General features: G+C 39.9%; 30 protein-coding genes. 8 read left to right on the plus strand and 22 right to left on the minus strand.

The window, feature by feature from the left end:
* Nucleotides 1-63: 63 nt before the first annotated feature.
* Together ACNO7B_RS11885 and ACNO7B_RS11890 are read right to left on the minus strand one after the other, a co-directional pair.
* On the minus strand, nucleotides 64-618 hold the full coding sequence (locus ACNO7B_RS11885) for a delta-aminolevulinic acid dehydratase (RefSeq protein ID WP_366963510.1): 555 nt from the start codon (nucleotides 616-618) through the stop codon (nucleotides 64-66).
* Entirely contained in the window at nucleotides 572-1,174 is a 603-nt protein-coding gene (locus ACNO7B_RS11890) for a GNAT family N-acetyltransferase (RefSeq protein WP_366963508.1), read from the minus strand. The genes ACNO7B_RS11885 and ACNO7B_RS11890 overlap by 47 nt, the downstream gene beginning before the upstream one ends.
* A 288-nt stretch (nucleotides 1,175-1,462) precedes the next feature.
* On the opposite strand from ACNO7B_RS11890, the gene ACNO7B_RS11895 reads away from it, so the two are divergent.
* The 5 genes from ACNO7B_RS11895 to ACNO7B_RS11915 all read left to right on the plus strand — a co-directional run bounded on the left by ACNO7B_RS11895 (nucleotide 1,463) and on the right by ACNO7B_RS11915 (nucleotide 5,357).
* A complete protein-coding gene (locus ACNO7B_RS11895) occupies nucleotides 1,463-1,789 on the plus strand; it encodes an uberolysin/carnocyclin family circular bacteriocin (RefSeq protein ID WP_017358050.1) in 327 nt (108 codons plus the stop codon).
* Nucleotides 1,790-2,088: 299 nt separating this feature from the next.
* Nucleotides 2,089-3,627 carry a hypothetical protein gene (locus ACNO7B_RS11900; protein ID WP_417901535.1) on the plus strand — a complete coding sequence of 513 codons (1,539 nt, stop codon included), beginning with the start codon at nucleotides 2,089-2,091 and terminating at the stop codon, nucleotides 3,625-3,627.
* A 1-nt stretch (nucleotide 3,628) separates the two neighbouring features.
* Entirely contained in the window at nucleotides 3,629-4,129 is a 501-nt protein-coding gene (locus tag ACNO7B_RS11905) for a stage II sporulation protein M (protein ID WP_417901536.1), read from the plus strand.
* A gap of 21 nt (nucleotides 4,130-4,150) precedes the next feature.
* Nucleotides 4,151-4,696 (plus strand): hypothetical protein, encoded by a 546-nt coding sequence (locus ACNO7B_RS11910; RefSeq protein WP_417901537.1) that lies wholly within the window; start codon nucleotides 4,151-4,153, stop codon nucleotides 4,694-4,696.
* Nucleotides 4,689-5,357: an ABC transporter ATP-binding protein gene (locus tag ACNO7B_RS11915; RefSeq protein ID WP_417901538.1), complete on the plus strand. Its 669-nt coding sequence runs from the start codon at nucleotides 4,689-4,691 to the stop codon at nucleotides 5,355-5,357. The genes ACNO7B_RS11910 and ACNO7B_RS11915 overlap by 8 nt, the downstream gene beginning before the upstream one ends.
* A gap of 52 nt (nucleotides 5,358-5,409) precedes the next feature.
* Here the strand turns inward: ACNO7B_RS11915 and ACNO7B_RS11920 are convergent, their stop codons facing one another.
* On the minus strand, nucleotides 5,410-5,703 hold the full coding sequence (locus tag ACNO7B_RS11920; protein ID WP_017358055.1) for a CotD family spore coat protein: 294 nt from the start codon (nucleotides 5,701-5,703) through the stop codon (nucleotides 5,410-5,412).
* A 183-nt stretch (nucleotides 5,704-5,886) separates the two neighbouring features.
* On the opposite strand from ACNO7B_RS11920, the gene ACNO7B_RS11925 reads away from it, so the two are divergent.
* Both ACNO7B_RS11925 and ACNO7B_RS11930 read left to right on the plus strand, forming a co-directional pair.
* Entirely contained in the window at nucleotides 5,887-6,204 is a 318-nt protein-coding gene (locus tag ACNO7B_RS11925) for a hypothetical protein (protein WP_048003119.1), read from the plus strand.
* 27 nt (nucleotides 6,205-6,231) lie between these two features.
* Nucleotides 6,232-6,453 (plus strand): hypothetical protein, encoded by a 222-nt coding sequence (locus ACNO7B_RS11930; protein WP_223255645.1) that lies wholly within the window; start codon nucleotides 6,232-6,234, stop codon nucleotides 6,451-6,453.
* 36 nt (nucleotides 6,454-6,489) lie between these two features.
* On the opposite strand, the gene ACNO7B_RS11935 is transcribed toward ACNO7B_RS11930, so the two are convergent.
* The 4 genes from ACNO7B_RS11935 to ACNO7B_RS11950 all read right to left on the minus strand — a co-directional run bounded on the left by ACNO7B_RS11935 (nucleotide 6,490) and on the right by ACNO7B_RS11950 (nucleotide 11,677).
* Nucleotides 6,490-7,830 (minus strand): sugar porter family MFS transporter, encoded by a 1,341-nt coding sequence (locus ACNO7B_RS11935; RefSeq protein WP_417901539.1) that lies wholly within the window; start codon nucleotides 7,828-7,830, stop codon nucleotides 6,490-6,492.
* 84 nt (nucleotides 7,831-7,914) lie between these two features.
* Nucleotides 7,915-9,336: an L-arabinose isomerase gene (gene araA / locus ACNO7B_RS11940; protein WP_019743625.1), complete on the minus strand. Its 1,422-nt coding sequence runs from the start codon at nucleotides 9,334-9,336 to the stop codon at nucleotides 7,915-7,917.
* A gap of 17 nt (nucleotides 9,337-9,353) precedes the next feature.
* Nucleotides 9,354-10,058: an L-ribulose-5-phosphate 4-epimerase gene (locus ACNO7B_RS11945; protein WP_017358058.1), complete on the minus strand. Its 705-nt coding sequence runs from the start codon at nucleotides 10,056-10,058 to the stop codon at nucleotides 9,354-9,356.
* Entirely contained in the window at nucleotides 10,052-11,677 is a 1,626-nt protein-coding gene (locus tag ACNO7B_RS11950; protein ID WP_417901540.1) for a xylulokinase, read from the minus strand. The genes ACNO7B_RS11945 and ACNO7B_RS11950 overlap by 7 nt, the downstream gene beginning before the upstream one ends.
* 272 nt (nucleotides 11,678-11,949) lie before the next feature.
* On the opposite strand from ACNO7B_RS11950, the gene ACNO7B_RS11955 reads away from it, so the two are divergent.
* Complete coding sequence (locus tag ACNO7B_RS11955) at nucleotides 11,950-13,062, plus strand: substrate-binding domain-containing protein (protein ID WP_417901541.1); 1,113 nt, start codon at nucleotides 11,950-11,952, stop codon at nucleotides 13,060-13,062.
* Nucleotides 13,063-13,067: 5 nt separating this feature from the next.
* Here ACNO7B_RS11955 and ACNO7B_RS11960 read toward each other — a convergent pair whose 3' ends face one another.
* From ACNO7B_RS11960 to ACNO7B_RS12030, 15 genes are all read right to left on the minus strand, one after another.
* Nucleotides 13,068-14,084 (minus strand): serine hydrolase domain-containing protein, encoded by a 1,017-nt coding sequence (locus ACNO7B_RS11960; RefSeq protein WP_417901857.1) that lies wholly within the window; start codon nucleotides 14,082-14,084, stop codon nucleotides 13,068-13,070.
* A 10-nt stretch (nucleotides 14,085-14,094) separates the two neighbouring features.
* Nucleotides 14,095-14,550, minus strand: a complete 456-nt coding sequence (locus ACNO7B_RS11965) for a MarR family winged helix-turn-helix transcriptional regulator (RefSeq protein ID WP_230680590.1) — start codon at nucleotides 14,548-14,550, stop codon at nucleotides 14,095-14,097.
* Between the two features lie 94 nt (nucleotides 14,551-14,644).
* A complete protein-coding gene (locus ACNO7B_RS11970) occupies nucleotides 14,645-15,370 on the minus strand; it encodes a DsbA family oxidoreductase (protein ID WP_035390904.1) in 726 nt (241 codons plus the stop codon).
* A 147-nt stretch (nucleotides 15,371-15,517) separates the two neighbouring features.
* On the minus strand, nucleotides 15,518-16,075 hold the full coding sequence (hxlB, locus tag ACNO7B_RS11975; RefSeq protein ID WP_417901542.1) for a 6-phospho-3-hexuloisomerase: 558 nt from the start codon (nucleotides 16,073-16,075) through the stop codon (nucleotides 15,518-15,520).
* On the minus strand, nucleotides 16,072-16,704 hold the full coding sequence (gene hxlA, locus ACNO7B_RS11980) for a 3-hexulose-6-phosphate synthase (protein ID WP_017367666.1): 633 nt from the start codon (nucleotides 16,702-16,704) through the stop codon (nucleotides 16,072-16,074). Before hxlA ends, hxlB begins: the two co-directional genes overlap by 4 nt.
* Nucleotides 16,705-16,894: 190 nt before the next feature.
* On the minus strand, nucleotides 16,895-17,251 hold the full coding sequence (locus tag ACNO7B_RS11985) for a winged helix-turn-helix transcriptional regulator (protein WP_029708013.1): 357 nt from the start codon (nucleotides 17,249-17,251) through the stop codon (nucleotides 16,895-16,897).
* 71 nt (nucleotides 17,252-17,322) lie between these two features.
* Complete coding sequence (locus ACNO7B_RS11990; RefSeq protein ID WP_046526843.1) at nucleotides 17,323-18,192, minus strand: alpha/beta hydrolase; 870 nt, start codon at nucleotides 18,190-18,192, stop codon at nucleotides 17,323-17,325.
* A 53-nt stretch (nucleotides 18,193-18,245) separates the two neighbouring features.
* Nucleotides 18,246-18,623 (minus strand): hypothetical protein, encoded by a 378-nt coding sequence (locus tag ACNO7B_RS11995; RefSeq protein ID WP_417901543.1) that lies wholly within the window; start codon nucleotides 18,621-18,623, stop codon nucleotides 18,246-18,248.
* A gap of 18 nt (nucleotides 18,624-18,641) precedes the next feature.
* Nucleotides 18,642-18,989, minus strand: a complete 348-nt coding sequence (locus ACNO7B_RS12000) for a YxiJ family protein (RefSeq protein ID WP_417901544.1) — start codon at nucleotides 18,987-18,989, stop codon at nucleotides 18,642-18,644.
* A gap of 58 nt (nucleotides 18,990-19,047) precedes the next feature.
* Nucleotides 19,048-19,446: a hypothetical protein gene (locus ACNO7B_RS12005; protein WP_163116333.1), complete on the minus strand. Its 399-nt coding sequence runs from the start codon at nucleotides 19,444-19,446 to the stop codon at nucleotides 19,048-19,050.
* Between the two features lie 60 nt (nucleotides 19,447-19,506).
* Entirely contained in the window at nucleotides 19,507-19,983 is a 477-nt protein-coding gene (locus ACNO7B_RS12010; RefSeq protein WP_417901545.1) for a hypothetical protein, read from the minus strand.
* Nucleotides 19,984-20,022: 39 nt separating this feature from the next.
* Nucleotides 20,023-20,460 carry a DUF7003 family protein gene (locus tag ACNO7B_RS12015; protein WP_417901546.1) on the minus strand — a complete coding sequence of 146 codons (438 nt, stop codon included), beginning with the start codon at nucleotides 20,458-20,460 and terminating at the stop codon, nucleotides 20,023-20,025.
* On the minus strand, nucleotides 20,441-20,704 hold the full coding sequence (locus tag ACNO7B_RS12020) for a DUF7003 family protein (RefSeq protein ID WP_417901547.1): 264 nt from the start codon (nucleotides 20,702-20,704) through the stop codon (nucleotides 20,441-20,443). The genes ACNO7B_RS12015 and ACNO7B_RS12020 overlap by 20 nt, the downstream gene beginning before the upstream one ends.
* 10 nt (nucleotides 20,705-20,714) lie before the next feature.
* Nucleotides 20,715-21,335, minus strand: a complete 621-nt coding sequence (locus ACNO7B_RS12025; RefSeq protein WP_008342593.1) for a hypothetical protein — start codon at nucleotides 21,333-21,335, stop codon at nucleotides 20,715-20,717.
* A gap of 71 nt (nucleotides 21,336-21,406) precedes the next feature.
* Nucleotides 21,407-22,021, minus strand: coding sequence for a hypothetical protein (locus ACNO7B_RS12030; protein ID WP_417901548.1), 615 nt, complete (start codon nucleotides 22,019-22,021; stop codon nucleotides 21,407-21,409).
* Nucleotides 22,022-22,028: the final 7 nt, after the last annotated feature.

Below are 22,028 nucleotides of genomic sequence, written 5' to 3' on the forward strand. Positions count from 1 at the left end.
CATTTGTCACATTTTCGACATATTTTACGAGAGGCATATAAAAAGGGCTTGATCTCTCAGCCCTTATTTTTGCATATACAGTTGGAATAACTTTGTTTCTTCATCAATAGAGCGTGCCTGCTCAAAAGCTGCTCTGACTGTTTTTGAGTTGTTCACCAGCTCATACAGCATGGTGAGAACAAAAATAAATGACGCATTTCCATCAATGTAGTCATCGGGCGCTGTATAGGAGATCGCCCCTGTTTCTAAAAAAGCTTCTGCCACCTTTTTTTCGCCTAGTGTACAGCCTGTACATATAATGTGGACTCCATTTAACGAAGCATAGCGCTTTATGTCATCCGCACCAAAAGCAGCACCTCTCGGCTCACCCTCTTCGTATACATCTTCTCCTAACTCCGGCATGAGAAACGCTCCTTCTTCTCCGTGAAAGGATAAAAGAATGAAATCCGTCTCGCCTCTATTCCTCCCGGATAAAACATTAATCAGGTCATTCGGTCTGCCTATCCAATGCATATCGACTTTTGCGCCAAAGTTTTCAAGTGCTGCACGAAGCGCAAAGGATTCCAGCTCACTATTTGGTCCGGCTGCCAATGTGATGCGCATGACTGGCTGGCTCATTTATATCCCCTCCAAACGATGATAAACATAGCACCATTTTTTCCTCATCTACATATGCACCATTTATTTTTAGTGCTTTTTCTTCTACCGCATACGACTTAAATCCAACAGACTTGTAAAGATGTTTGGCTGGGTCGTTTGTTGTGACCACTGTTAAATATATTTGTTCGATGTCTTTTTTTTCGCGTGCAAAAGAAAGTACTTTTGTCAGAAGTGCCTTCCCCATTCCTTTTCCGCGTCCATTAGCCGTTACATACATCGCTACCACATTGGCACGGTGCTTTAATTTCTGCAAGGTTTCTTGTATGAGTGTAACCGAGCCGACCAGCTGACCTTGATGAAAGGCACCGAATGTCCACATAGATTGTGTAGAGGCAAAACGAGCCTTATATTTATTCTTCGTATCTAGCTTCTCTTCCTCGTAACTCATAGCAAAACTCTCTGGATTTAATCGGAGTGCTTCTAATCTCAAGTTCGCATATTCTTGAGCATCTTCTGGTGTTAACAATCGAATATTCAGAAAATCGCCTCCATCAGAATGAATTGATACTTCCAATTTTATCTTGAAAGAAGCTTTTGATCAAAGAATATTGGTTCATTTACATATAGCACATTTCTTATAGACTTTTAGGCTCTCTTTCGTTTTTGTGAAAACAAGGTCATTTTGATCATGTTCACTCGATATTCCCTATCCAAAACGATTCTTTTCTCACTTATCTTTTCACTTATTTTATATTAACCTATAACTAATTCATGAAAAAAAAGAAAAAAAAGGATTGATATGAACAAAAACATATCATAAGATATAATAGTAATAAAAAGACAAAAAAGGGAGGAATTTGATATGACAGAAACAAGAAATGAAATCAAACTACATGTTCTTTTTGGTGCTTTAGCAGTAGGATTCCTTATGCTAGCTCTTTTTTCCTTCTCGCTACAAGTACTGCCAGTTGCTGATCTAGCAAAAGAATTTGGTATTCCAGGCAGTGTTGCCGCTGTGGTTCTTAATGTGGTTGAAGCGGGTGGAGCTGTCACTACAATTGTCTCCATTTTAACTGCTGTAGGTTCAGGCGGTCTTTCTCTTATTGCTGCGGCTGGTAAAGAGACAATTCGTCAATACCTTAAAAACGAAATTAAGAAAAAAGGCCGTAAAGCCGTTATCGCTTGGTAATTTATTTAACGACTCAATAGAAGGAGACTCTGTTCTCCTTCTATTTAAATTTTTGTGAAGGTGAGAAGATGTTATATCCTTTATTATCACTACTTCTATCCATTAGACTGGAGCAGCAGTATTCTAATATCGCTCAGTACGTTATACGAAAAATTCCATTTCTCAAGTCGTTTTCTTCAAAACAGTACATATTTTTTTCTTGTATTCTTGATATCATATTCGGATGCATGATTGTATTCGTTATATCTTCATTTCTTTACTCCCCCGTCTATCAAATAGAATGGGAAAGTGCTTTTGTGATGTTTTTATTTCTATTTTCTATCGTCAAAGGAATTGAATCTTATAGAAGAACTCATCTTCTTCCTTTTAAAGAATTGATACAGCTAGCACCTGTTTCCTCTAGACAACTTTTTCAAACACTTCTGTTTTCAGAATTGATTTGGCTTGTTTTTACGAGTTTGAGCACTTATTTGATCTATTTTTTGTTCCAATATGATATTGTTCAAACACACGATCTGGCATTCTGGTTAAAACATGTCAATGTGATGCTGACAAGTATCTTCCTATTTATCATCAGCAATAAGATATTCGGTGCTTATATTTATAACATCGTCGTGAAAAAAATCGGGGCCATTCGTGTCCTCTTTTTTGCAAGCATCGCTTTGCTTTTTTTCTTTTTCGGAAGGGTTCTCATATTAAACATCATTTTCCCTTTTTATCACACCTTCCGGCAACTATTTCAATCGATCTCATCGCTTGCAGAGGATTCGTTTTGGATCACTCTTTCAAACAAGCTGATCTCTTTATATCAACATGATCTTCAGCAAATGCAACATGCTTTATTTTCAGATGGCTCTGTTTTTCTACAATTTCAAGCCCTTTTTAATTCACCTATTACATTGATTGTTGTGATACTAGGTAGTGCGCTTGTCATGAGAAGTCCTGTTCGATGGATTCCAACGGAAAAAGATCAAGACCAAAGCTCAAAGCATTTTCGGGATTTATTTTATTGGTACTTTCAAGTACTGCATAAAATTCAGGGTTCGCTGTTTAGACAAAATGTGTTGATCCAAAAAGACATCAAGCTGCTGAAAGAAAAAAGGTGGCTCTTATCTAAAGAATTTTTTAATTATATGTTCATATCATATGAAGCCTTCTTTTATATTGGTGTTTTTACCGGATTGATCTCGATCATCGATCATCAAGCCTTGCAAATTCAGCTGCTATTCACACTCAATATTATGATACTAGCGAATCAATCTTATGAGATGAGAATGCTGACACCTTCTATTTTTACTTTAAGTGCTGAAAAAAAGAACATTTGGCTTTACGAGCTTTCTCAAATATCTCTTTTGCAATTTTTCTTATCAAAAATCCAGTTATTTTATTGTTTATTTTCCATACCAGCGCTCTTTTTACTATTCATTAATTTATCTATTATGACCGTGTATCAACTGTTTCATGTTCAGATGCTCATTCAACTGGTGGTATTAGGGGTTGGCTTTTTCATTTTTCCTTTGATTCAGCTTTACTTGTTTCCATTCACAACGAAATTCAATTTTATTCATGAGCATGAAATAGGGACAACAAATGAGGAACTAGAGATCATCGATAAAGGTCAGGCATTTGCCAGAAACTTTCTTGTTCTGCCTTTCATGTACTATTTGATTTTGACCTCTTTTCTCCCTATATTGCAGAAATCCTCAGGGCTCGTAAACGTGCTGTTCGCTATATATTTTGTGATCGTTTCAGTGATTTGCTGGATATTATGCCGCAAGACCATTAATAAAGGAATTGAGTATGTTGAAAAAAATAAGATATTTTCTATCGGAGAATAGATTGATTCTACGTCTCGGCTATTTTTACGCCGGTGTATTTATTGCAGCTTTGCTCATTGGATGCCTCCTTCCTTATGATCAGATTCCTTATTTAAAAAAGGATGAAAACATATTTTTTCTCTCTATTTTTTCAAACAATTTACAGGTTGGGCTTGCCATTCTAGGTATCGGGGCTTTTACTGGCGGCATTATGTCTGCGGGCATTCTTTTTTATAATGGCTATATCATTGGAAAACTCATTCAGTTTTTGATAGCTCAGCATGAAGTGCAGCAGTTATTCACTGGCCTCATGCCGCATGCTTTTGTTGAGGTTCTTGGTTTGATCCTATTTTCAATCGTCAGTGCTTTTCCATTTATTTATCTTTACCGGTTTATGAAAGGTAAGGCCATTGATGTAAGAAAGCTGACTCGGACTGTGGTTCAGTTAATCTTTTCCGCTGTAGTGCTCTTGTTGATTGCCTCTCTTTTAGAGGAATATGTCAGCCATGTACATCTATCTTAGAAGAAAGGAGAATGTGGTTCTATGGAGCTACTTCTACGCCCTAAACAATTTTTCAATCAACATCAATCGATCAAAACCATTGTAGGTCTTGTCTTACTATCTTTATTTGTTTCGACTGTTTTTTTAACATTTTTTATCATTGATTTGTTAGTAGAGGAGCCTTTATCTGCTGGAAAACAATTAGCCAGCATTGTGTTTATCTTTTTACTGACAATCCCGCTTTATTTCATATTGAATTTTCTCGGTACTGTCGTGACTTCGATTTATATGTACTTTTTTCATAAAACGTTTATTTTGCGCAAAATGTATTTTGTCATCTTGCTTTATAATGCGTTTCTTCTATTAGTGAATAGCGCAGCAATCTATTGTGTGATGGTACTCGATTTAGATCATTATTTTATCTTCATCCAAACGGTTTCTTTTTTGATCAACTTGTACCTTTTACGCATCCTATATGATGGGATCATTTATTATGCTAAAGGATCAAAAAAAGCCGCCCTTGCGACCGTCATCTTGTATATGCTGGTGACCACTGTTTTTGTTATTGGAGGATTTATCAATGTCTAGTTTGCAAGTGTCTCAGCTATCTTTTCGTTATGAAACAACTGAAGAAAGCTCTCCCCTCCTTGATCAAGTATCCTTTCATCTGAAAGAAGGTGATCGTGCTTGTATTATCGGGAAAAACGGCAGCGGTAAATCGACACTTTTAAAGATCATCGCAGGTCTGCTTCCTTCAGTATCCGAAACGGTTTTACTCAATGAACAGCATCATCCTGGGTCAGCTCTTTTTAAAGGGTTGGTCGCGTACATTCCAGATAAGCCTTTGGTTTATGATGCGCTGACTGGTATCGAGCATATGACTCTTATACAGTCGCTATGGAAAATGAATCAGTCAGAAAAAGAGGTATACAAAAAGACCTTTCTCTCGCTTTGTGATGCATTTGATTTAACTCATGCACTTAAGATGCCTGTCAAACAATATTCACTAGGCATGAGATATAAGCTTTTCTTTAATTGTATGGCGGCCAGATCACCAGAGCTAATCATTCTTGATGAACCTTTTACATCTCTTGATGAGGCATCTCAAATGCAGTCTATTTCTTTATTAAAAGAAGAATTCTCTGATCAGTGTGTTTTATTCACAAGCCATCAGCGCTACCTTTATTCAGAATTAGGAAATCGTTTTTTCGAGCTTGATCACGGACAACTAAATGAAATAGAGCGTTAAACATACAAAAGGCATCCCATCACAGGATGCCTCACTTCTTTTTACCATTAAACTACCACTTACAGCGTTTGACCGGGCGGCAGCAAGGATTCTTGATATCACTGCCACAGTCATATTCTTCCACAATATACTCATTTCGAGTAGATTGCGTCACAGGGTAGTAGTTTTCAATTCTTTTGATGTTTTTATTGACGTTTGTGATATGAGTTGGATGAATCTTTCTGATCGTTTGTACATTTGTTGTCGTGTTGACAATTTGACGTGTAGGGGATACAACCGTTTCAACTTCTCCATGATTCCCCCTGCGAGGTCCAAAGAAAAAATTGTCTAATCGATTCCGGCTCATCTCAACACCCCTTCAAGTTGTCTTTCACTTACACTCTATCGTATGTAAGAGGCGCGATTAGTGATTAGATGCTTGTCTATTTTTGATAAAATCCGCTGGTGATCTAGTAGTCTCTTTCTTTACAATAGGACAATTTTAACATATTATACAAATGATCTCTTGTGAAGGAAAGGACATTCATTGATGAAGACAAGACATAAACTTTTTTCATTTTTCATCCTGCTCGTCGTAGTTATCACCCTTCCCTTGCTGTCGCCTATGGTTTTTACAAATGCGACTGAGAGAGGAGCGATACGGCATGCCATTTATCAAGAAGGCTACCCTTACCAAAGCTATTTTGCTATTTTGCAAAAAAAGGACGATGTAGACCCTCAATATGGTCAGCTGTATGATGTGTATTGGCAGGCTTGGAAAAGTGAGACGGGAATGACGCCTTCCGTCTGTTATTCAAAAAAGGTAGAAGACCATGAATATAAGGTAAGCTGCGGAACTGCACCGTAACATTTTTCAATAACTTTAAAATAAGAGGTGAACGATTTGATCAACACAACACAAACCATCGAACGAAACAAACTGGACATTGCACTTGAACTGACGCAATTGCATTTGAATCGATATGAAGCAAATCATCCTGATCAGCTGAGTGAAATTTATGCGAAATATTATGCGCTTCTTGAAGTGCTGGACGTATCCTCACCTGATCAATTAATGGATTTACTGCCAGATGAACTGAAACAAATACTTGATTAAAAAAGCCATCTATCCTGTGTGGATAGATGGTTGCCTTTAGACACGTGCAGCCATATCGGTTTCGATTTGTTCTAAGCTTCTTCCTTTTGTTTCGACTAATACAAAGCGGGTGAACAACAGGCCAATTAAGCAGATGACCCCAAATGAGGAGAAAATGACGCCAAAGCTGAATTGGTCAGCCAAGATTGGGAACACAAGGCCAACTGCTAATGATCCCGTCCAGTTAAAGGCAGAGGAAATGCCCGCTCCAATACCCCTGACAGAAAGTGGGAAAATTTCACCAATGATAATCCATGTGATCGGTGCCCATGAGAAGGCATAGCACAAAATAAAGCAGCAAAGTGAAATCAATGTGACCCAGTTTAATATACCTTCACTCACTCCGAGCGCACCTAATGCCGCTGGTGCAAAGAAAGACAGGGCCATCCCCGTTCCCCCAACTGTGAGAATCGTTCGGCGGTCGAACCGGTCGACGAATTGTAAAAAGGTTACGGTCGTCACAACAAATATGACACCAACAATGACGGTAAAACCTGCGGCAACTTGCGGAGCAAGACCTACATTTCTTGCGATACTCGTTGCATAATACACAATGGAGTTCGCCCCCTGTATTTGCTGGAGTGTCGCCATTCCGACTCCAATAAAGAGAGCCATTCGGAATTTCTTTTGAAATAATTCACGAATGCCTGAGCGTTCTTCTTTTGCTACTTCTAAAATTTCTTGCATTTCTGCTTCAATCTCTTCACGTGATGAACGAAGTGATCCTAATACTTCACGTGCCTTATGAGCCATTCCGTGTTTAATTAAATATCTTGGAGATTCAGGAAGTTTCAGCATGCCAATATAAAGCACGATCGCAAATAAAGCAGCACTTCCCAGCATCCAGCGCCAGCTGTCTGGAATGGGTTCAAACACAAATGCGACGATATAGCTAAGCAATAATCCACTCACAATCATCAGCTGATTCAGGCCAGACAATTTCCCGCGGATTTTGGCTGGAGCGATTTCAGACATGTAAGCAGGCACGAGCGATGAGGCTGTCCCTACAGCTGTTCCTAAGAAAATTCGGGCAATGGTTAATGAGATTTCTTCTGGTGCAATGGCTGAGCCAAGCGCACCGACAAAAAAGATAATCGATGACACCAAAATGAGCTTTCTGCGGCCAAACTTATCCCCCATTAGACCGCTTAAAATGGAACCAATGATCGCCCCGCCCATTAATGAAGAAACGACGATGCCAAGCCATAACGGGCTGAGCTGAAATTCTTCCTGAATGTGCCCTTCCGCTCCTGCGATAATGCCAATATCATATCCAAATAAGATGCCTGCAAAGGACCCGAAAAAGAAGATAAATTTACTTGATACTTTTTTCTCCAAGTGGATGACCCCCCTCACTTAATAAACCGCTTTCATTTCTCCCTGCCATTCTACCGTTCACAGTAGAATGCATTTCACCCTTCTTTATAAAACCACATATTCTGCATTCACAAGCTTTGCAAAATGAACAATTTGATCAACCGTTAAATTGAGAGATACGACTGTATGATGACCTCCGCCGTGCTTAATCCATGCTTTGACGCCATCTTGAAAGTTCGGTTTGATTTTCCAGAGGACTCGTGCCACCGGTAAATGTGGTGCTGCTTCCTGCGGCTCAAAGGCTTCCACTTCTTGAATCAGCCATTTGAAATGTGTTCCAAAATCAGCAATGGAGACAACAACGCCCTCGCCTGCTTTTCCATCAAACACAAGACGTGCTGGGTCTTCCCGGTTTCCAATGCCTAGCGGAGACACGACAATGACAGGTTTTGTATGTGCAAGCGCTGGATCTACTTCTAACATATGAGATTGCAGCACTGCTTCCTGACCAGAGGTCATTTCATATGTGTAATCTTCCATAAAACCTGTGGATTGATGATGGCTCATCACCTTTAATAAACGATCCAGTGCGGCGGTTTTCCAATCCCCTTCACCCGCAAAGCCATATCCCTTTGCCATCAGCCGCTGAACGGCTAAACCCGGAAGCTGCTTCATGCCATGTAGATCTTCAAAGTTTGTCGTAAAGGCATTGTAGCCGCCTTCATCTAAGAAACGTTTGATGGCAATTTCATATCGTGCTTGCACTTTTACACTTTGTTCCCATTCTTCCGCCGAATAACTCCCATAATCCACGTCATATAACGTTAAGTACTCAGCAAACAGAGCATCAACTTCTGCTTCTTCCACAGCATTTACATAGTTCACAAGATCGCCAATTCCAAAGTAATCAACGGTCCAGCCCAGCTGGATCTGCGCTTCAATTTTATCTCCTTCTGTCACCGCAACGTGGCGCATATTGTCACCAAACCGGGCCACTTTGATGTGGAAGCTCTCATGATAGGCAGCCGCAACGTCCATCCAATCAGCGATTTGCTGCTTCACCTCCTGCTTCGACCAATGACCTGCAACGATTTGGTTTTGCTTATTTAAACGTGCATTGATATAGCCGTACTCTCTGTCTCCATGTGCCGATTGATGGAGATTCATATAGTCCATATCAATCGTGTCCCACGGAATGTTTTCATAGTATTGCGTGACGAGATGCAAAAGAGGCTTTTGCAAAAGAGACGTACCACGTATCCACATTTTTGCTGGAGAAAACGTATGCATCCAAGTCATCACACCGATGACCTCATCACGATAGTTCACCTCTTTCATCAGCTGTGTGATTTGATCCGCACTGACCGCCAGTTCCTGCAGAATAATTGGATAAGGCAGCAAACCGCTCTCATTTAAGGCATCTGTTATCTTTTGCGCATCTGCCTTCACTTGCTTCAGTGCTTCATCCCCATATAAGTGCTGTGAACCGACGACAAACCAACATTCTTTCTTCTGACTTGTTAACATAGAAATCCCTCTTTTCTTTATCTTGAAGGTTTTTGTCCGTAATACGCATGTGTTCCATGTTTTCTTAAATAATGTTTATCTAAAATCACCTGCGGAAGAGGCTCCGCATATTCGTTCAATTGCTTTGCAAACAGGTTCATTTTCGCTACTTCATCTAAAATGACACTGTTCGTTACCGCACTTTTTGCATCTTTTCCCCACGTAAAGGGACCATGACCTTGCAGCAAAATACCAGGAACCGCCATGATATCTATCTGTCTTTTCTCAAACGTTTCAATGATCAGGTGTCCTGTTTCCACCTCATACCCGCGATTCACCTCTTCTTCTGTGAGAAATCGAGCGCACGGAACAGGTCCGTAAAATGTATCGGCATGTGTTGTGCCCATTGCTGGTAAATCAAGTCCAGCTTGCGCCCATACCGTTGCCCACATTGAATGGCTATGTGAAATGCCGCCAATTTCCTCAAAGTGTTTGTAAAGAACAGCATGTGTGGCAGTATCGGAAGAAGGATTGAATTCTCCCTCGACCACTTGACCGTCAAAATCGACCACGACCATGTCTTTTGCTGATAATTTGTCATACGCTATGCCGCTTGGCTTAATGACAAACAGTCCACTGTCACGATCGCACGCACTGACATTGCCCCATGTAAATTTCACAAGTCCGTACTTTGGTAGATCTAGATTCGCTTGAAACACTTCTTCTTTTAACCGCTCTAACATACAGGTGCCGCTCCTTTCTGTGGCGTCAAATGTTCTACTGCCGCTTTTTCTATCGGGAGTCCTTCTTGATAGCGCTTTATAAATGCCTCAAAACCTTTGACATCCAGTGGATCAGGATCAATAAGCTCTTCTAATGTATGGGCAAATACTTGATGCTTGAGAAAATGGCTCAGTGTTTGCTGCTGGTGATTGAGCATATATGAAGCAAGGACCGCCATCCCAAACGCACCGCCTTCTCCCGCAGTTGATACGACGGATACAGGTGTCCCGAGTGCAGCAGCGACCATTTTTTGCCCAACTATCGGTGTTTTAAATAAACCGCCATGTCCTAGTAAGCGATCAATCTTGACTTGTTCATGTGCTTTTAAACGATCCATCCCAATTTTCATTGCGCCAAATGCAGAGAAGAGATGCGTCCGAATGAAATTAGCAAGGGTAAACCGGCTTTGAGGAGATCTAATAAAAAGAGGTCTTCCTTCTTTTAGTCTCGTAATATTTTCACCAGAATAATAGCCATAGCTTAAAAGCCCGCCCCCATCATGATCTGCTTCTAAAGCTTGATTTAATAGGGTTTCGTACAATCTTTCTGTTTCAACTGGCTGCCCCATTGCTTCAAACGCTTCTCTGAATAGATTCATCCAAGCGTTGAGGTCACTTGTACAATTGTTGGCATGAACCATCGCGACTGGCAGGCCATCTGGTGTCGTGACAAGATCCACTTCTGGGTACACACCTTTTAGATGATGCTCTAACACAATCATGGCAAATACAGATGTCCCAACTGAAATATTCCCAGTTCTCTTTTCCACACTGTTTGTTGCGACCATCCCTGTTCCTGCATCACCCTCTGGTGGGCAAAAAGGGATACCTGGCTGCAACTGTTTGCCTTGGTCTAAAATCGCTGCTCCAGCTGCTGTTAACACACCAGCTTCTTCGCCTGCTAAATAAATGCGCGGCAAAAGATGACGTAGCTTCCACGGGTAGCCTTTTTCTGCAATCAATGCTTCAAATTGATGAAGCATCACTTCGTTGTAATCCTTCGTTTTTTCATCAATGGGGAACATTCCCGACGCATCGCCAATTCCGATGGCCTGCTTCCCTGTTAACAGCCAGTGAATGTAGCCGGACAAAGTGGTCACATACTCTAACCGGGACAGATGTTTTTCCTCTCCTAATATCGCTTGATATAAGTGAGCAATGCTCCATCTTTCTGGAATATGAAATTGGAATACATCCGTTAGCTTTTGACTCGCCTCGGTCGTTGTTCCATTCCGCCACGTTCGAAACGGGACGAGGACTTCTCCTGTATGATGACAGGCGACATAGCCATGCATCATCGCAGATATCCCGATGGAGCCAATGGTTTGAATCGTCACCCCATACAATTGTGCAGCCTGTTCTTTCATCTGACGGTATGCCACTTGAAGACCTGTAATGATCTCAATTAAATTGTACGTCCATATTCCTTCTTGAAGAGAACTTTCCCATTCAAATGCACCTTGCGCAATTGGCTGAAACTCTTCATCTATTAAAATCGCTTTAATTCGTGTGGAACCAAATTCAATGCCCAAAGATGTCCTGCCTTCTCTAATGACTTTGGCCGTCTTTTCACGATTCATTTTGTTCACCTCCAAGATGATAGCGGTTTCAAATATCTTTTTCGTTTGATTCACCTTTACCTGTGCACAAAAACAATATAATATTTGTACGTACATATGTCAATAATAAATACAGTTGTGCATACATAATTAGACAAAAACTTTCATATTCTCTAAGGAACAGACGATAGACATTGTAAGCGCCTGTTTTTGATTAAGCAACCATGTTAAAATATGTCCATACAAGTTCTTCTCAACCCGAGTAGAGGATCAACTGTGAAAGAAGTGAAACGATGAAAAAGAAGTACCAGATCATTATAGATGATATAAAAAGCAAAATACTGACAGGGGATTACCGGATCGGGGAGCGTATTCCAACCGAATCAAGCTTACAAGAGATGTATCAAGTAAGCAGACATACGGTGCGAAAAGCCATCTTGGAATTATCGAGTGAAGGTTTTTTACGAAGCGAAAAAGGCTCAGGCACATTTGTCACCAATCAATATCAAACAAAACCTGCTGGACATGCTCATATGAAAACGATTGGCGTCATCACCACATACATATCCGATTACATTTTCCCGTCGATCATTCGGGGCATCGAAAGCCGATTAAATGAAGAGAACTATTCTTTGTTACTGGCGAGTACAAATAACGATGTGGAGCAAGAGAAAAAAGCGCTTGAAATGATGCTGTCCTTTGGTGTGGACGGATTAATTGTCGAACCGACAAAAAGCAACTTATATAATCCAAACATTTCGTACTACCTATCCTTTAAAGAGCAGGATGTCCCGCTTATTATGATCAATGCCTACTATGAGCAGTTAGAAGTTCCCTTCCTTTGTTTGGATGATGTAAAGTCCAGCTATTTAGCGACAAAGGAGCTGATCACCTCTGGACATCAGCACATTGGACTGATTTCAAAAACAGATGATTTACAAGGAAAATATCGAATGAAAGGCTATATTCAGGCACTCGGTGAAGCGAAGCTCAATTTCCTACCAGAACATGTCCTTTTTTTCGATACAGAATCGAAGCAGTATTTAGGGGATCATATCAAAACCTTTTTACAAGCACACCAGCATGAGCTGACCGCCCTTGTTTGCTATAACGATGAAGTCGGGTTAGAAGTAGCAAATGTATGTAGTGAAATGGGTTTATCTATTCCAGATGATCTTTCCATTATTGGACAGGATAACTCGTATATTGCCCAAAAAAATGCCCATGTGAAACTGACAACGCTGACACACCCTCAAGAGCAAATGGGACGAGATGCGGCAGACTGGATGATTAAACACGTACAAGGGAAAAAGAACCTGCCTGATCGAACATTTTATGAGCCTGAACTCGTTCCTGGTGAAACGATTAAAGAACTGAACGCAAGAAAAAATGAGCCCTCTTCATAGAAGGCTCATTTGGCTTTAGGCTCTTGTTCAAGCATATTCATCACATCATAGGCAATTCGGTCAGGAGAGTCTTGCGTGATACGATTGCGATAGTTAGACAAGACGACTACTCCTGTTTTTGAATGCGGGCGGAAGCCCATGAAGCTGGAGAAACCAGAAGTTGCACCATTATGGCAAATCAATCCCGTATCATCTATGACCCACCCGAGTCCCATTGACATGTTTTGCCCTATCTTCACCTTTGGTTCGTGGGTCATTTTCCATGGAGAAGTGGCGTCTGCACTCATATGTGCAGAGAGAAATGAAAGCAAATCAGTGATCGTCGAACGAATCGCACCAGCCCCTTGATAGTCATGCATCTGAAGCGGAGGAACCTCTTTTCCATTCTCTTGATGACCGAGGATCATCTTCTCTTTGACGTCCTCCTTGATCGTAATAAAGGTGTTCGATAGTTTCAGCTCATCCACGATATATTCAGTCAGCAACTCTTCATATGTTTTGTGAAGAGACCATCCCATAATCAACCCGAGGAGTCCCATCCCTACATTGGAGTAACGAGATGGGTATTCCTTTCGCTCATTCCGTTTTTTCGAGTGTAACAGTTTCATTAATTCATCAAGGGAGTATTGACAGTACATATCTCTTCTCACTTTTGGAAGGAACCTTAGTTGTAAATCTCTGAGAAAACGATGTGAAGGAAGTCCAGACGTATGGGTTGCCAGCTGTTCCAATTGGATGGGGTGATTCTTTTTTATTTCAGGACAATACAGTGAAATGGAATCGTCTAGCTTCATCTGCCCTTTTTGAATCATGCTTGCCAATATACTTGTCGTAAAGACTTTTGAAATAGAGCCGATTTCAAAAATGACCTCCTCAGGCTGGACGCGCTGCTGTATCGGGTGATCTCCGAAATGAAAAACGTGTCTTTCTCCTTGATGAATCAGGCCGATCACAAGCAGTGCCTGTTTCTTTTTCTCCGTATAAGAAGAGGCAATTCGCTGTACTTCTTGTTTGAGCATCATCAATGGATCATCATCCTTCCCCTTCATTTTGATCTACAATCAATTGATCTAGCTTTGTATAAATGGATGTCAATGTGTTGATCTCTTCGAGGCTTAATTTTGAATAGTATTTTTCAATGATCGCAAGTTCTATCTTTCTCATATTCTCCAAGTACGTCTTTGCCTTTTCAGAAAGTTCAACGTGCAATTCCCGACGATTTTGCGGGTTGATGCTGCGGCGAACCCATTCTTTTTTTTCAAGCGTGTTTAACAACTGGCTCACAGCACTTTGGGTGATGCCTAGTTGCTGAGCAATTTGAATAGGTGAGCTCCCCCCTTTTCGCTCTACGAAATCAAGGACAATGTGCTGCTTATCAGTTAACTCATCTACAAATAACTCTTCAAACTCTAATCGGAGCTTTTGATGGATGCGCGCTTCGATTTGGTTTAATTCTTGGATCATCGTTGTTTTGGATGTCAATGTCATCACCTTCATAATTAAGATAACTTAAGTATAAAGTTATATTAATTATTAATCAACAAAAATCCCTATCTTTTATCAAAGATAGGGAAAATGCCGATTATACTTCTTCTTTAGGTGAAGGTACTGCACATACGCCATCTGCACATGCTTCTTCAAATGAAGCATCAGCCGCTTTCTCCGTTTGCGCTGCCTCTTCTGTCCAAGCCGTTTCAAGTGCACGAAGGAACGTATCTGCTGGCTGTGCACCAGCAACCGAATATTTGTCATTGATCAAGAAAAAAGGCACAGCAGAAATCCCAAGCTGTCTTGCTTCTTTTTCGTCTTCTCGCACATCATCTGCAAATTCTTGCCCGTCTAGAACCTTCTGTACTTCGTTCTGATCAAGACCTGCTTTTTCTGCAATATCTAAAAGGGTTTGACGATCACCAACATGCTTTCCATCTGTAAAATACGCTTGAAACAGCTCTCCCATGACGAGATCGCCTTTTCCCATTTTTCCAGCATATTGTGCGAGCTGGTGGGCATCAAAGGTGTTTGTCAAAACGAGTGGATCGAATTGAAAATCGATTCCTTTCTCCTTGCCCGCCTGTTTCACCTGTTCATTCATCGCGATGGCCCGGCTACGGCTCATGCCATATTTTTTGACAAGCATATCATGCACATCATAATCCACTGCAACAGGTGCATTCGGATCAAGCTCAAAGCTTTTAAACTCTACTTCTACCTGTTCTTTATGAGGGAATTGCTCAAGCGCTGTTTCCAACTGTTTTTTCCCTATATAACAAAAAGGACAGGCGATATCTGACCAAATTTGCACTTTCATCTTCATCTTCCTTCCGTTGCTTACGTTTTTTCTTCGAGATGTAACTATTATAGTTACATCTTATCCTTTATGTCAAGTGATCCTTCTTTTTAAGTTCCATGTATTAAAAAAACCTTTCCTTCAAAAAAGGAAAGGTTTTCATCATGGCTATTCTAAGTTCGCATGGTGACCGTACATTTTATGGGTGTCGAGCTCTTTCATTTCCATCAATCTCAAGATGACCGCATCGTACATAAGAAGCAAAGTTTGCTCAAATAATGACCCCATCGGCTGAATCGTATGATGGTTTCCTTCATGTTGATCCTTTGGCGCACCTGACAGTAAGATGACTTCATCAGATAGATCAGCTATAGGTGACTCAGCTGAAAGTGTGAACGACGCCACGCTTCCGCCAATCGCCCTTGCCTTTTTTGCGAGCACAAGCAGCGTCTCTGTTCGGCCAGAACCGCTCCCTACAATCAATAAATCCTCAGATGTAAAAGCAGGCGTATTCGTTTCACCGATCACATAAGCTTCGAGACCAATATGCGTGAGTCTCATCGCAAACGATTTTCCCATCAAACCAGACCTGCCAGCCCCTGCGACGAAGACCTTTCGAGCCGCTAAAATGCTTTTGACAAGCTGCTCTGCTTGTTCGTCTTGAATCGCGGGCGAGTGTTCAGAAAGCTCGCTTAGAATTACTCTCACATAGTCACTTATTTTCATGATTGTGCAATCAACTGCTTCATTTGCGCAGCCACTTCTGCTTTATTGTCTTGAGCCGCAATACCGCCGCCGACAATAATCAAATCTGGATTTAATTTGACGACTTCAGGCAATGTATCAAGCTTAATACCGCCTGCAATCGCTGTTTTTGCCTGTTTGACCACTTGTTTAATGGTCATGAGGTCAGCAAATGAGTTTTGACCAACCGCTTGCAGGTCATAGCCTGTGTGCACACAAATATAATCTACTCCAAGCTCATCCAGCTCTTTCGCGCGGCCGGCGATATCTTTGATCCCAATCATATCGACTAAAATTTGTTTCCCTCTTGCTTTTGCTTCCTTCACCGCTCCTTGGATAGACATATCTTCCGCTGCCGCAAGAATCGTGACGATATCCGCTCCAGCTTCAGATGCCTGCTGCACTTCATAACCGGCAGCATCCATAATTTTCAGATCGGCGAGTACACGTAAGTTTGGAAATGCCTGTTTGACTTCTTTGACGGCACGCAAGCCTTCGTTGATCACAACAGGTGTTCCAATTTCGACTACATCGATCGATCCTTCTACTTCTTTGATCAGCTCGATCGCTTCTGGTATATTCACTAAATCTAACGCTAATTGTAATTTCATGAACGTTCACTCCCGTTTTTTCATCTCATCTTCAAGAGCTCCGTGAATAGGGCATCTTGAACGATGAAATGAGTATAACAACAGGATGGAAGCAATCCAAGTACGCACTTTTTTTTTACATACTATACTTTTTCGCATATGGGCACAAAAAAGATACTGTCTTTCGACCAGTATCTATTTGTAGGTATTTCTATTTATCGTCCTTTAAAAAATTGCTGTCGAGATATTGTTTGCCCCAATCATACATCGCCTCTAAAATTGGCATTAAGCTTTCTCCGAGTTCTGTGAGAGAATACTCAACCTTTGGCGGAACGACAGGATAAACCTCCCGGTGCACAATGTGATCTTCCTCTAATTCTCTTAGCTGATTGACAAGCATTCTTTGCGTAATCCCAGGCATTAACGACTTTAACTCACCAAACCGTTTTGTCCCTTCTCTGCCAAGGTGCCATAAGATCAGCATTTTCCACTTACCACCGATAATATTCAGCGTCAGCTCTTTTTCGCAATTGAACACTTTATTTTCCATACGTGATGACAACAACATACACTCCTTTAATTTCAAACCACTTTATCATATACTTCGGCAAAATGGATTGCCCTAGCATACAGTCTTTGTTATTGATTTTGTTTTTTGACGAAAGCCATCACAGCCTTTGTCATCTCTTGCGCTTCTTTTGGCGCTCTGTCAGATCCAAACCATTTATTTAAATCACTGTGGCTCAGCGAATGAACCCGAAACACAAACCGAGAGCCTTGATCATGATTGAGTTTTTCTGCAAATCGGTACACTTCAGGATTTTCCCAGCCTGTGACCAAATAAACAGGCGGAACATTCGTTTGATTCATATAAGTTACAGGTGATGCCTTTGTCCAGTTCTTCTCCTGTTTGCCAAACACTTTTTTATACGAGGGAATGGCTTGTATAAATTGATTGATGTTTAACGGTCCATCTAAAATCACGATAGAATTGATCGTTTTTGGCGACAGCCCCACACGTTTTAAGTAAGTCGAATCTGTAGCAACCAATGCCGTCAAATGACCGCCCGCTGAGTGACCCATGACATTGATTTTTGACGAATCGATTTGATATTCATCTGCATGATCCTTGACCCATTTAATAGCGCTTGCCGTATCATCTGCCATCTGCTCGAAGTTGGCATCAGGGTGAAGCCTGTAATTCATTGAAACAAACACATACCCTTGACCCGTAAAATAATCGGCCTTTGAAGCGACTCTATTCTTATCGCCGCCTGTCCAGCCGCCGCCATGGAGATAGATCATGACTGGATGCTTCTTCTTTTTGTCTTCATCTTTTCCCTTTGGCATATATATATCCAGTGTTTGCTGTTTATTTTGTGTGTCTGCATAATGGATGTTCGTCGTCGGCTTAGGCTGGTTGAAACGGAACACAAAGAATGCGCATACCAATAATCCAGCGATGACCGCCGCAAATAAGAGCCATTTCATGATTCGATTCAATGTCATTGCACCTTTCTGTGTTGGGATGGGGAAGTATGATTCGCACATATGTAGAGCGACTAGCCCGATTCATTTGATACGACTTGTATGACTTGAACCGTTTGACAGTAAAAAGAAAAATACTGTTCTTCATAATCTTCGACAAAGTAATTCAAATATTCCCAGCCTCTATCCAAAAGTTGAATGTTCAAAAAAAGATAGGAATCGTTTGTTAACTCCAAATCTTTGATTTGAACAGAAGAGACGTTGGTAAATTTCAGATGAATGTCTGCTTTATGGGTTGCAGATTCGTATGGGATGTGTAGATGAATACCGTTGATCAAGTCGTAATGTTCATTATACTCTTTAAAGTAGTGAAATTCATTGATTTGCTTTAGATGGTTGATATTGAAATGAGGGATTTGTTTCTGGACTTTTTCATCTAAAAACCATGTCATCGTTTGTCCGCCAAGAGGTTATTGTATCAGTGCAATGATTTGTTTTCTTGTTTCTTCATGGTATTGAACATAGGAGTGCAATAAAGGATATGATTCAAGGATCTGTTGATACGATTTGATTTGGGGATATTGCTCTTCAAATGACTGACGCAGCACGTTTAACTGTTTTTTCGGTATTCGTTTATGATCGACCACATAACTTAAGCTGCCTGCAACAAGTGAAAAAAACATATAAAAATCATCTGAACATATACCAGTTTCCTCTTCAAAAGAGACGATTTCATCTGGATAAGATGAATCTAATAAGTATTGATAACGTTGTTTTACATCATCGAATAAACCTTGTTTATCACGGCTGATTCTCATGGTTTTTCCCCAATCTCTCATTGTTTTTAATTCTTATTTAGACGCTAATGAGATCTTCCTATACACTGCAAATAAATTCTTGTGAATCGAAACATACGTTTTTCGATTCTATTGCGAGTAACATCCCATTGATGTTAAATAGAAAATTTGCATTTGAATCAAATTCTTCAAGAAGTACATTTTTAAGGTTCCCTATCCCATTAGGATGGTAACTACATTCAAAAATTTGCCAATTCATCTCTTCTTGTATCAATTCTTCAAATCTATCATTACCTTCACCCCCATTATAATAAAGACTCGCCACATTCATAAATCGCAATTCATGATACCGAGCATCATTTATTTCACTTATACTAATGTTTATGACTAGTTCTTTACGAAAAAAATCAAATGAGAATGCCAGTACCTCACAGACACCATCTAAATAATCGATCCATTTCTCAATACTGCTAAACATCTCATTCACTCCCCTAACGTATTCCCCTATTTTTTCAGAATGAACTCTATTCTTATCGTGTCACGGAATTTGTAAATATTCTTCAAATGAAATAAAGTCCGCTTTTTTTCGAAATTCGCTTAAGATTTTCTGATCTCCTGTAAAAATAACATCTGTCGAATCAAAAAATCCGATTTCAAACACGGCTTGAGGGATAACGGGTGTATAATTCACGTTCCAATATCGTTCATTATCTTCAATTTGAGGTATTGAATGAATATTCAAATGATCTACATGACGAGGCAATGCGGTCAAAACAGCGAAAATAAAAGAATAAGAATAGTCATGTAAGAATTTTTTGAAATGTTCACCCTTCAGAAATAAAAAATCCGTATAATCCGGCATGACTTCTGAATGAGATTGATTATTCCGATCATGAAGCATTGGGAGTGTCACATCACTTATGACCCAATGATACTCTTCTACGTTTAAATTGATTTTCTTTATTAATTCATTTACTTCGAATAGATTTTTCTCTTTTGCTAATACGATTCTCATTACTTGCTCCACCTCACCGATTTAAAACATCAGACGAAACTAAAAATATTCCACAGTATCAAAATCTGACCATAATCTCCAGTCAGTGTTCGTGTTTATATTTACAATGCATGTTGGATCTTGATAGATCAAACTCTTCGCAACCGATTGAAAAAAAGGAGATTGACTAGGGAGTTGGCTATGCGTTTCTGGATGAAACCATGATTCAGTTGTATAGAGCGGTTTATCATATACATGCTGAACGATGTCAAATTGTTCTTGATCTGTCATCCATAAACTATCCAGCAAATCTCGATGTTTGGCCATTTCTCTTAACAGAGTAATCCATTCATTTTCCTCTGTTACATCAGATTGGCATGACTCTGGTATTTGAACATTAAAATAGCCACCATTCAATTTAATTCGTAATGGTTGTTTGGTGAATCCAGGTTCTATCTCATCATCATCTATTATTTCATCATGCTGATCCGAAAACAAAGAGCTCATCCAATAGAAAATTGATGGATCCATTATTCAACTCATGACCAAACGCAAAAAAATCAATAGCCGGTCCTAACTTCGATAAACCGAATAATTGAATCGTGATCAGCCAATTTCCATCTCTAGTAAATAGAGAAAGCTTCCCTTTGGCAAAATCAAAGTTCTCGTTATCTAATAGCGGAAACTCTTTATTTAGAAAAGACTTATCTAATGTGTTTAATACATGGTCTATTTGTTTCATTTCTTCCTCCTTATGAAGTCATTTCTTCAAAGTTAGTATAATTTCGAATCAGTTCTTTTTTAAAATCATCAGGAAGTTTTTGATTCGGAAATACAACTGAAATCCAGCCTAATACAATCTCATCTAAAATTCTCCACGTTTTTAACAATTGTTTATTCATTTGTTCTAATTGAAGAATCGCTAGTACTCCTATCTCATAACCTCTGTCGCCATAAATGATCCATTTCGCAGAAGGGGAAACCCATATCACACGTGAAGCAATATCCATTATGCTATCATTTACACTCTCTATCGGATAATCGGTTAAGAGATCGAGGTAATCACTTGGTGTGAGGTTTAACGGTACTTTCACCCAAGGATAATAACCAAAATCATGATAATAATCATCCATGCTCTTCTGCTCATCTAATACAGCCATGAGTATATAGTCATCATGATGATTCAAAGCTAAACCTTTTAACATTTCCCAGCCATCATCTGATAACAACCAATGGAATTCTTCGAATAAATAATGAGGGGTTTTCGTTTTCAACACTTGATCAGGGAATGTCTTCGTACTATGAACGAGCGAATGAACAAACGATAGAACATGTTCAAATTCTTTTGGATCGGATATAAACAAATGTTTCACTTTATGCTCCTTTCATATCTTCGGGTAAGGCTATTATCAGTCATTGATTCTCAATTCCACCGCTTGGAACATTATGCATAACTAGAAAGCATTTGAGTGAAATAGTTATCGAATGTTTTTTGATCCTTTAATAATAGTTGTAGCCATTTTGCTAAAACAGGGTGATCCAGTGGCTTCCATCCTTCTTTTAATAACATATTTTTTGCAGAATCTTTTGTTGATACCATCCCTATGATACAAATTTCCATATCTCTATCTGCCCAAATCGCCCACTGCAAAGAATGAGATAACCAGACAACTATATTCGAATTCGTGATTATATTATCCGCTATGGCACCTTTTGGGTGCATCCATAGTGCATTTACATAATCCTCACCTGAAATGTCCACACTCGCTTTCAGCCAATGATAATAACCAAATTCCTTCAAATAATAATCAGTTGGATCTGGTTGAAGGACTGCAGTCAAAAATTCTCTATCTTGTGTAACAGTTGATAACTCTTTTATGGTTGGTAAAATATCATCACTCAATGCCCAATCAAACTCTTGAAACAAATAACAATCAAATGTCTTACGAAAGACTTGTTGTGGCAGCTCTTTATTTGTTTCAAACACATGGTCTACTAAATTCTGATAGAATTTGAATTCTTTTTCTGAACGAATAAATAAGTCTTCAAGCCGTTTCAAACAACTA

This window comes from Bacillus sp. AK25, from assembly GCF_048270685.1.
Taxonomy (GTDB): domain Bacteria; phylum Bacillota; class Bacilli; order Bacillales; family Bacillaceae; genus Bacillus; species Bacillus altitudinis.

Coding starts and splice junctions, on each gene's coding strand:
- ACNO7B_RS12000 (WP_417901544.1), bottom strand. CDS start 18,989: ATGAGAATCAGCCGTGATAAACAAGGTTTATTCGATGATGTAAAACAA.
- ACNO7B_RS11990 (WP_046526843.1), bottom strand. CDS start 18,192: ATGACATTGAATCGAATCATGAAATGGCTCTTATTTGCGGCGGTCATC.
- ACNO7B_RS11970 (WP_035390904.1), bottom strand. CDS start 15,370: ATGAAAGTGCAAATTTGGTCAGATATCGCCTGTCCTTTTTGTTATATA.
- hxlB (WP_417901542.1), bottom strand. CDS start 16,075: ATGAAAATAAGTGACTATGTGAGAGTAATTCTAAGCGAGCTTTCTGAA.
- ACNO7B_RS11910 (WP_417901537.1), top strand. CDS start 4,151: ATGGAGCTACTTCTACGCCCTAAACAATTTTTCAATCAACATCAATCG.
- ACNO7B_RS12010 (WP_417901545.1), bottom strand. CDS start 19,983: ATGAGAATCGTATTAGCAAAAGAGAAAAATCTATTCGAAGTAAATGAA.
- ACNO7B_RS11960 (WP_417901857.1), bottom strand. CDS start 14,084: ATGATGCTCAAACAAGAAGTACAGCGAATTGCCTCTTCTTATACGGAG.
- ACNO7B_RS12020 (WP_417901547.1), bottom strand. CDS start 20,704: ATGAAACAAATAGACCATGTATTAAACACATTAGATAAGTCTTTTCTA.
- ACNO7B_RS12005 (WP_163116333.1), bottom strand. CDS start 19,446: ATGTTTAGCAGTATTGAGAAATGGATCGATTATTTAGATGGTGTCTGT.
- ACNO7B_RS11965 (WP_230680590.1), bottom strand. CDS start 14,550: ATGACATTGACATCCAAAACAACGATGATCCAAGAATTAAACCAAATC.
- ACNO7B_RS11895 (WP_017358050.1), top strand. CDS start 1,463: ATGACAGAAACAAGAAATGAAATCAAACTACATGTTCTTTTTGGTGCT.
- ACNO7B_RS11920 (WP_017358055.1), bottom strand. CDS start 5,703: ATGAGCCGGAATCGATTAGACAATTTTTTCTTTGGACCTCGCAGGGGG.
- ACNO7B_RS11900 (WP_417901535.1), top strand. CDS start 2,089: ATGTTTTTATTTCTATTTTCTATCGTCAAAGGAATTGAATCTTATAGA.
- hxlA (WP_017367666.1), bottom strand. CDS start 16,704: ATGAAATTACAATTAGCGTTAGATTTAGTGAATATACCAGAAGCGATC.
- ACNO7B_RS11945 (WP_017358058.1), bottom strand. CDS start 10,058: ATGTTAGAGCGGTTAAAAGAAGAAGTGTTTCAAGCGAATCTAGATCTA.
- ACNO7B_RS11925 (WP_048003119.1), top strand. CDS start 5,887: ATGAAGACAAGACATAAACTTTTTTCATTTTTCATCCTGCTCGTCGTA.
- ACNO7B_RS11955 (WP_417901541.1), top strand. CDS start 11,950: ATGAAAAAGAAGTACCAGATCATTATAGATGATATAAAAAGCAAAATA.
- ACNO7B_RS11885 (WP_366963510.1), bottom strand. CDS start 618: ATGAGCCAGCCAGTCATGCGCATCACATTGGCAGCCGGACCAAATAGT.
- ACNO7B_RS11995 (WP_417901543.1), bottom strand. CDS start 18,623: ATGACATGGTTTTTAGATGAAAAAGTCCAGAAACAAATCCCTCATTTC.
- araA (WP_019743625.1), bottom strand. CDS start 9,336: ATGTTAACAAGTCAGAAGAAAGAATGTTGGTTTGTCGTCGGTTCACAG.
- ACNO7B_RS11985 (WP_029708013.1), bottom strand. CDS start 17,251: ATGTTGTTGTCATCACGTATGGAAAATAAAGTGTTCAATTGCGAAAAA.
- ACNO7B_RS11950 (WP_417901540.1), bottom strand. CDS start 11,677: ATGAATCGTGAAAAGACGGCCAAAGTCATTAGAGAAGGCAGGACATCT.
- ACNO7B_RS11915 (WP_417901538.1), top strand. CDS start 4,689: ATGTCTAGTTTGCAAGTGTCTCAGCTATCTTTTCGTTATGAAACAACT.